At 70.2% G+C, this 7,830-nt stretch carries 12 protein-coding genes; 5 read left to right on the forward strand and 7 right to left on the reverse strand.

Annotation, left to right across the window (positions count from 1 at the left end):
- Nucleotides 1–119: 119 nt before the first annotated feature.
- The 5 genes from ACIRF9_RS50975 to ACIRF9_RS50995 are packed head-to-tail and all read left to right on the forward strand — an operon-like array spanning nt 120 to nt 2,790.
- Nucleotides 120–1,361: an NAD(P)/FAD-dependent oxidoreductase gene (locus ACIRF9_RS50975; protein ID WP_403837258.1), complete on the forward strand. Its 1,242-nt coding sequence runs from the start codon at nt 120–122 to the stop codon at nt 1,359–1,361.
- A 17-nt stretch (nt 1,362–1,378) separates the two neighbouring features.
- Nucleotides 1,379–1,696, forward strand: coding sequence for a TusE/DsrC/DsvC family sulfur relay protein (locus ACIRF9_RS50980; RefSeq protein ID WP_403837259.1), 318 nt, complete (start codon nt 1,379–1,381; stop codon nt 1,694–1,696).
- Between the two features lie 17 nt (nt 1,697–1,713).
- The gene (locus tag ACIRF9_RS50985) at nt 1,714–2,187 is read left to right on the forward strand and encodes a DsrE/DsrF/DrsH-like family protein (RefSeq protein ID WP_403837260.1); all 474 of its coding nucleotides are present in this window, start codon (nt 1,714–1,716) and stop codon (nt 2,185–2,187) included.
- Nucleotides 2,188–2,245: 58 nt separating this feature from the next.
- A complete protein-coding gene (locus ACIRF9_RS50990; RefSeq protein ID WP_403837267.1) occupies nt 2,246–2,677 on the forward strand; it encodes a PIG-L family deacetylase in 432 nt (143 codons plus the stop codon).
- A complete protein-coding gene (locus ACIRF9_RS50995; protein ID WP_403837269.1) occupies nt 2,638–2,790 on the forward strand; it encodes a hypothetical protein in 153 nt (50 codons plus the stop codon). The genes ACIRF9_RS50990 and ACIRF9_RS50995 overlap by 40 nt, the downstream gene beginning before the upstream one ends.
- 21 nt (nt 2,791–2,811) lie before the next feature.
- Here ACIRF9_RS50995 and ACIRF9_RS51000 read toward each other — a convergent pair whose 3' ends face one another.
- From ACIRF9_RS51000 to ACIRF9_RS51030, 7 genes are all read right to left on the reverse strand, one after another.
- Nucleotides 2,812–3,102: a hypothetical protein gene (locus tag ACIRF9_RS51000; RefSeq protein ID WP_403837261.1), complete on the reverse strand. Its 291-nt coding sequence runs from the start codon at nt 3,100–3,102 to the stop codon at nt 2,812–2,814.
- A gap of 301 nt (nt 3,103–3,403) precedes the next feature.
- Nucleotides 3,404–4,009 carry a class I SAM-dependent methyltransferase gene (locus ACIRF9_RS51005; RefSeq protein WP_403837262.1) on the reverse strand — a complete coding sequence of 202 codons (606 nt, stop codon included), beginning with the start codon at nt 4,007–4,009 and terminating at the stop codon, nt 3,404–3,406.
- A gap of 174 nt (nt 4,010–4,183) precedes the next feature.
- A complete protein-coding gene (locus ACIRF9_RS51010) occupies nt 4,184–4,489 on the reverse strand; it encodes a three-helix bundle dimerization domain-containing protein (protein WP_403837263.1) in 306 nt (101 codons plus the stop codon).
- Nucleotides 4,490–4,523: 34 nt separating this feature from the next.
- The gene (locus ACIRF9_RS51015) at nt 4,524–4,793 is read right to left on the reverse strand and encodes a metal-sensitive transcriptional regulator (RefSeq protein ID WP_403837264.1); all 270 of its coding nucleotides are present in this window, start codon (nt 4,791–4,793) and stop codon (nt 4,524–4,526) included.
- Nucleotides 4,794–4,811: 18 nt separating this feature from the next.
- Entirely contained in the window at nt 4,812–5,732 is a 921-nt protein-coding gene (locus ACIRF9_RS51020) for a sulfite exporter TauE/SafE family protein (RefSeq protein WP_403837265.1), read from the reverse strand.
- Nucleotides 5,729–6,310: a rhodanese-like domain-containing protein gene (locus ACIRF9_RS51025; protein ID WP_403837266.1), complete on the reverse strand. Its 582-nt coding sequence runs from the start codon at nt 6,308–6,310 to the stop codon at nt 5,729–5,731. The genes ACIRF9_RS51020 and ACIRF9_RS51025 overlap by 4 nt, the downstream gene beginning before the upstream one ends.
- Before the next feature lie 103 nt (nt 6,311–6,413).
- Nucleotides 6,414–7,799, reverse strand: a complete 1,386-nt coding sequence (locus ACIRF9_RS51030) for a rhodanese-like domain-containing protein (RefSeq protein ID WP_403837268.1) — start codon at nt 7,797–7,799, stop codon at nt 6,414–6,416.
- Between the last annotated feature and the right edge of the window lie 31 nt (nt 7,800–7,830).

The raw sequence follows: 7,830 nt of genomic DNA on the forward strand, positions 1-7,830 counted from the left end.
CATGGTGGGTAAATCGATCCTGGGGCCGGTTGGCCCGGTCGAAGACATACCCCGGCGGGTACATGACTGGGGACCAGCGGCCCCTGCCCGGCCGTCATCTCCCGCACGACAGTGGGGCCATGGGCAAACACATTGTGATTCTCGGCGGCGGAACCGCCGGCACCATGGCGGCCAACCGCCTTCAGCGCACGTACGCCGAGCGGGATCTGCGGGTCACGGTCGTCGACCAGAACGACGACCATCTCTACCAGCCCGGCCTGCTGTTCGTGCCCTTCGGGCTCGCCCAGCCGCACCACCTCGTCCGTTCCCGTCCACGGCAACTGGACGCGGCCGTCGACTACAAACAGGCGCGGATCGAGCGGGTCGACCCGGACGCGCGGACGGTGCACCTCGCCGGTGGCATCCGGCTGCCGTACGACGTCCTCGTGGTCGCCACCGGAGCGACGCTGCTGCCGGAGGAGACCGAGGGGCTGACCGGACCCGGCTGGGGCGAGAAGGTCTTCACCTTCTACGACCTGCCCGGCGCCGCTGGCCTGCACGACGCGCTGGAGCGCTTCGACGGCGGCCGGGTGGTGATCGACGTGGCCGACCTGCCCGTCAAGTGCCCGGTCGCACCCCTGGAGTTCGCGTTCCTCGCCGACTGGTACTTCCAGCGGCGAGGCATCAGGGACAAGGTCCAACTCACCTATGTCACCCCGCTGGACGCGGCCTTCACCAAGCCGGTGGCGGCGAAGGCGCTGGGCGGGCTGCTGAAGGAGAAGGGTATCGAACTGGTCACCGAGTTCACGCTCGGTGAGGTCGACGGGGCCGGCGGCCGACTGGTCTCGTACGACGAGCGGGAGGTGCCGTTCGACCTCGCGGTGGTCGTCCCGCTGCACGGTGGCGCGAAGTACGTGGAGCGCTCCGAGGATCTGGGCGACGAGCTCGGATTCGTGCCCGTCGACCCGCACACCCTCCAACACCCAGGCCGTCCCGAGGTGTTCGCGATCGGCGACGCAGCGGGTGTGCCGGCGTCCAAGGCGGGTTCGGTGGCGCACTTCGAGGGCGAGGTGCTGGTGCACAACATCGGCCGCTTCCTGGCCGGACAGCCGCTGGACGCCTCCTTCGACGGGCATGCCAACTGTTTCGTCGAGACCGGCTTCCACAAGGCGCTGCTGATCGACTTCAACTACGACACCGAGCCGTTGCCGGGTCACTTCCCCGGTCCGGTCGGGCTGCCGCTGCTGAAGGAGTCGCACGCCGCCCATCTCGGCAAGCTCGCCTTCGAGTGGCTGTACTGGCACAGCCTGCTGCCCGGCCGGGAGCTTCCCGGCATCGGCTCGGCGATGCCCGAGCACGGCAAACACCACGTCAACGCCTGAACCAAAGGAGCACCGTCATGCCCACCGCCACCTACGCCGGCACCTCCGTCCCGGTCGACGAGGAAGGCTTCTTCACCGACCCCGGACGGTGGACCGAGCCCATGGCCGAACAGATCGCCAAGGAACTCGGCATCGACACATTGACCGACCGGCACTGGACGGTCATCCGCTTCATGCGGGCCCAGTACGCGGAGAAGGGCACCGGCCCCACCGTGCGCGTGCTCGGCAAGATCTCCGGCGTCAGTGTCAAGGAGCTCTACCAGCTCTTCCCCAAGGGACCGGCGAAGACGGCCGCGAAGATCGCCGGCATCCCCAAGCCTCGCGGCTGCATCTGAGAAGGAGAGGGCCCGCCATGACTGACACCGCCACCATCGAGAAGGTCTCGATCATCGTCTCCAAGGGATCCCTGGAGGGGATCTATCCCGCCCTGATCATGGCCAACGGCGCCCGTGCCGAGGGCATCGAGGCCGACCTGTTCTTCACCTTCTTCGGCCTGGACGCCATCACGAAGAAGCACTGGGAGCACATCAAGCTGGCCACTGTGGGCAACCCCGGCCTGCACCTGCCGACGCTGCTGGGCGGCATGCCCGGCGTCCCGGACCTGATCACCAGGTACATGGAACGCAAGATGGAGAAGCTCGACATCCCGCCGATCCCCGAGTTCATCGAGATGATCTCCGACACCGGTGCCGGCATCTACGCCTGCAAGGCGTCCGTGGACCTTTTCGAACTCGACAAGGACGACCTGGTCGAGCAGGTCCAGGGCGTCATCACGGTCGGCGAATTCTACGAGCACGCGGCCGGCGGCCAGATCATCTACACCTGAGACGGCCGGCGCGGGTGCCGGGCGCGGCCTGCCGGACGGGATACGGCGTGTGCCGACGGTGGTCGCCGATCCCGACGGCGAGGCGTTCGGCCTGGGCGGCCTGCTCGCCTTGCTGTCCGGCTTCGGTGTGCCCACGGCCGTGCTCCGCTTCACCCAAGGTGAGTCGTCCACGCTGCACGGCAGGCCCGGCGACCTGCGAATCGTGCGGTCGGGCGAACTCACCTGCGCCACAAGGGAACTGGGTCGAGCGCGTGGAACGGGGCGGTTACCCGGCCGGAGCTCTCGACGGCGTCCCGTGCCCCGGCTCGCGGCGGAGGTGACCCGCCTCATCGGCGAGCAGCGCCCCACCCACCTGCTCGTGTTCGACACAGGTGGCATCACCGGGCACCGGGACCATCAGCGGGCCAGAGCGCCGCGCTGTTCGCCGCCCGCGGAGCGGGTGTCGCCGTCGTGGCGTGGACCCTGCCCTGGCGCGTGGCGGAACAGTTGAACGCCGAGTTCGGCACATCCTTCCTCGGACGTGACCCGTCCGAGTGCCGCGACGTCGAACCGGTGCGGCGTCCGGAACTCCTGGGCCACCGGGAGTACTTGCACGTGCTGTAGTGACGCGAACGCACGCTTGAGTCAAGGCGAGGGGGAGTCCTTGCACGTCGGGCCGACGGGCTCGGTGCCGTGCTCGGCCAGGCCGGCGTGCAGGAGGAGCAGGCGGGCCAGGTCACGTGCCTCGCCAGCGGTGAGTGCCGCCCACACGCCCGGCTCGCCGCCCTGGTCTCGGCCCACGTCCAGGGCGACCCGGCTGATGGGCTGCTCGGCGGGCGCGAGCCGCAGGCACCGCACGGCGATCCTGCGCCCACACGTGGTCACGAAGCCGTTGTCCTCGCTCGTCGCGGGCCGGTCACGTCCTGCCGTCGCCATCGTCCTCACGCTCCTCGGCTGAACCGGTAACAGTCCCCAGCGGGTGTCGACTGCGATTTGAATACCGGGAGGGGTATCAATGACAGCGTCGCGCGAGGCCGCATTGTTCCCTTCGCGCGCAGGCAGCCGTTCCCTGGCGATACGGGCGACCCGGCGGAGTGCCACGCAAGGGGCGCAGGTGGAGCAGGCAGGGCCCTCCGGCCCTCTGTGAGCCCCGGCCGCATGAACGGCAGCGTCAAGCTCACCGACTGGTATCTGGCGACGAAACCCGGCACGCCGGCCTGACCCGCACCGGCCGGGGTCATCTCCGTACGGCATGGACGAGGGTGTCGAGGGCCGTGCGGATGTTGCCCTCGGCGTCGGTCACCGGCCGGGTGGCTGTCGCGGCTCGCAGGATGCCGGCGTAGGGCCGCCACACTTCGGCCACCTGCTCAGGCGTGTACAGCACACGCGGATCATGCGGCCCGCCGTGGCCATGCTCGGGATTGGCCGCGTCATGGCCGACGAGCAGCAGTGTCCCGCCCTCGCGCACGGCGGTGGCGGCCCGGGTCAGTACGTCGGTCATCTCCGGCCATGGCAGATGCAGATACGCGATCAGCGCCAGGTCATACGTCGCCTCCGCAGGCGCCCAGAGAGTGAGATCGGCGTGGACGGTGCGCAGCCGCACGCCCCGTTCGGCGGCCAGTCCCTCGGCCTTCTGCAGCGCTACGGCGGAGAAGTCGACGGCGTCCACCTCCCAGCCTCGCTCCGTGAGCCAGACGGCGTTGCGTCCTTCCCCGGCGGCGAGGTCGACCGCTCGCCCGGACGGCTCCAGACCGGCCAGTTCCTCGGCGACGAAGCGGTTGGGCTCGGCCTTCCAGACCAGTTCGCTGCCGCGGTACCGCTCGTCCCAGCCCGCTGCGTCCATTGTGTGCACCTCATTCTTGTGCGTGGGTTGAATCCTCGCCCGTGCTGTCGCCGTCGTCCTGGTCCTCTGGACTGTCCCCTGCGAGCAGATACGGGTAGGGGCAGGTGCTGGGGTCCGGGGCGATGCAGGCGTTGCAGGGGCGGGACCGGTCGAGAACGCACTTCGGGGTCGGTCTCATGGCTCACCGCCTGCCTCGCCCCGCGTGGCGACGCGGCGGGACAACTGCTCCGCGGCGCGTTTGAAGGCCAGAACCGGTACGTAGTGCTGTACGCGGGCGTCGGCGAAGAGCGCGAACGCCTCCGCCGTCGCCGTCGCCAGTGTCTCGGACGGGATGTCCGGGAACCGGCGCATGAGCCGAGCGCGGACGTCCTCGCGGGCGCGCTGCTCCGCTGCTGGTGTCCGCGGGCCGGCCGGTCGGGTGTCGGGGCAGTGGCTGTCCGGCCGGCCGGACCGGTCGGTGACGATGGCGTGGGAGATCACCTTGCACCCCCTGAGATGGGATACCGGGTCCGGGTCAGGCGAGCGTCAGGAACAGTTTCTCCAGTTCGGCCTCGCTCAGCGGCGGGACGTGCCCTCGCCGCTGTTCGGTGAGGCACTGGCGAATGCCGTCCGCCACTATCTTGAAGCCGGCCCGGTCCAGTGCGTGGGAGACCGCGGCCAGCTGGGTGACGACGTCCTTGCGGTCGCGGTCCGCCTCGATCATGGCGATGACCGCGGCCAGCTGTCCCTTGGCCCGCCGCAGCCGAACGAGCACTTCGGCCCACGAGTCCGTTTCCGTGCCCATGGCTTTCACCTCCTCTCCTCACGGGCGGGTGGCGAGGCGGTCCGGGCTTCCGTCGCCCGGCACGGCCGGGGCGTCGCTCGTCTGCTCCGGCGTTTGTCCGGAGCGCCTCAGCATGTACCAGCTGACCCCGACTCCCGCCACCGCGGCCACGGACGCCCATGTCCAGGGGCTGGTGAGCACGGTGTGACGCAGGTCGGAGCCAGTCTGCCGGCCGAGGACGAAGACGCCCATGACGGCGACGAACCAGCCGAAGGACTTGCGAAGCGCGTCCTGCGGGATCCGCCCGGCGAGCAGTCCGCCGAGCAGGCCGCCGACCACGGCGGTCGCCGTGACGAGTGCCGCGAGGCCCCAGTCGATGTGCACGCTGGCGAGGTAACCGGCCAGGCCCGCGAAGGACTTCATGGAGATGACCAGCAGTGAGGTGCCGACTGCCACAGTCATCGGCAGCCCGCCGAGCAGCGCGAGGGCGGGCACGACGAGGAAGCCTCCGCCCGCGCCGACCAGTCCGGTCACCAGGCCCACGACGATGCCGTCCAACAGGACGTGGAGTACCGGGAGTTCGTGATAAACCTTCTTCGGCTGCTGCCTGCGTCCCCGGATCATGGCGACCGCGGTGGCGATCATCATGAGGGCGAACGCGGTCAGCAGGACGCCGCCGGGGACGAACTCGGCCAGTCGTCCGCCCGCGTAGGCGCCGGTCATGCCGGCGAGGCCGAACAGCAGCCCTGTACGCCACCGGACGCGCCCTGCGCGGGCGTGCGAGACGACGCCTGCGGCGCTGGTGACGCCGACGACGAACAGCGAGGTGGCGATGGCCTCCTTGGTCTCCATTCCGGCCAGGTAGACCAGGATGGGCACGGTCAGGATGGATCCACCGCCGCCCAGGATGCCGAGGCTGACCCCGATGAGCAGCGATGCGGCGATGATGACGGCGATCACGACGTGCCCCGCAGGGCGGCGACGACGGTGTCGAGGTCGGTGCGCGGGCCGCGGTTGTAGGGCAGCTTCGACAGCAGCATGCCCATGGCGCAGGTGTTGGTGAGCGCGGCGACGGTCAGCCCGGCGCCGACGGCGGTGCCGATCAGGTGCAGTCCGGGCACGAACAGGCCCGCGACGCCGGTCACCAGGACGAGAGCTCCGGCGACGAGCCGGACCTGGCGCTCCAGGTCCCAGCGTTCGGGTCCCCGGGTCAGCGGGCCGCCGGCGTTCTCCCAGGCCATGACGCCGCCGTCGAGGACGCGCAGGTTGGGCAGTCCGGCCTCGGCGAGGGCCTGTTCGGCCTGGGCGGCGCGGGCGCCGGAGCGGCAGATGAGGACGACGTCCTCGTCGAGGTGGTGCAGCAGTTCGGCGCGGTGCTCGCGGAGCGTGTCGAGGGGCACGTTGTAGGAGCCGGGGATGTGGGCGGTGCGGAACTCGCCGGTAGTGCGTACGTCCAGCAGGCGAGGGCCCTCTCCGTGCTGGGTGAGGTCGCGCAACGCGGCGGGATCGAGGCGTGGTTTGTCGGCATGGATGGTCATCGATGGGTTCCTTGGCGTCTTCGAAGCGGTTTGGGGGCGGGCGGCGGCCGATTCCCGTGACCGCCGCCCGGAGTGCGGAGTGCGGAGTGTGGAGCGCGGTGGATCAGACGTCGGCGGACGCGGGCAGGGCGAGCCAGGCGCCGTAGCCGCCGAGCAGGTCGGAGACGTCGGTGCGGCCCTTGTGGCGCAGCAGGCTGGCGGCGATGGAGGAGCGGTGGCCGCCCGCGCAGTGCACGACCAGGGGCCGGTCGGCCGGGATCTCCTCGATGCGGCGGGCCAGTTCGGCCAGCGGGATGTGCAGTGAGCCCTCGATGAAGCCCTCTTCGCGCTCGGCGGTGTTGCGCACGTCCAGGACCAGTGGCGGTTCGTCGCCGTCGAGCAGCCGGCGCAACTCGTCGGCGGTCAGCCGGCTGGCCTGCTCCATCTCGTCGGCCAGGGCCGGGAAGGCGCCCTCGGGCTCACGCAGGTATCCGCCGACCTTGTCGAAGCCGATCCGCGCGAGCCGGGTGACGACCTCCTCCTCCCGGTCCTGGGGCGCGATGACGACGACATCCTGTTCGGGGGTGACGACCATGCCGGCCTGTTCGGCGAAGCGGCCGTCGGCGGGCACGTTGACCGAGCCTCGCAGATACCCGGGCGCGAAGTCCTGGGGCGAACGGGCGTCGACCACGACCGCCCCCGCCGCGCGCCGCTCCAGGAACTCCTCCACCGACAGCGGCCGGGGTGCGGCGGCCGCGTCGAACAGGCCGTGCTCCTTGCGGTTGAGGATGGCGTCGTAGACGAAGTACGCGGGTGCGGAAGGCTGCCCCTCCGTGACCAGCGACACGAACTTCTCCTCGCTCATGGGCCGGCAGGCGTAGTTGGTGGCGCGCTGTTCACCGATGGTGGACTGGCGCTGGGTGGAGAGGTTCTTGCCGCAGGCGGAGCCGGCGCCGTGGGCGGGGAAGACGCGGACCGCGTCCGGGAGATCCATCAGCTTGTGCTGGATGGTGTCGTACAGCATCTTGCCGAGTTCGTCGGCGGTCACGCCGATGGAGGCGAGCAGGTCGGGCCGTCCGACGTCGCCGATGAACAGCGCGTCGCCGGTGAGGACGCCGTAGGGGACGGCGTCGGCGGCGTGCTCGTACGCCAGGACGCTGATCGACTCCGGGGTGTGGCCGGGGGTTTCGAGGATCTGGAGCTGGACGTCGCCGAGGCTGATGCGCTCGCCGTCGGTGAGCCTGCGGATGGGGTACTCGGCGTCGGCGCGCTGTCCGTAGCCGATCCAGGCGCCGGTGCGGTCGGCGAGTTCCAGGTGGCCGGCGAGGAAGTCGGCGTGGAAGTGGGTGTTGACGACGGCCTCGATGGTGAAGCCGTGCTCGGCGGCGTCGGTGAGGTATTCGGAGATGTCGCGGCGCGGGTCGACGACGACGGCCTTGCCGGTGCTCTCGTCGGCGATCATGTACGACGCCTGGGAGAGGCAGTCGAGGTAGTACTGGGCGAAGAACATGTTGGGTGACCTCCGTGTCGGAAGGGTTGAA

Source organism: Streptomyces sp. NPDC096132, assembly GCF_044763345.1.
Lineage (GTDB): Bacteria > Actinomycetota > Actinomycetes > Streptomycetales > Streptomycetaceae > Streptomyces.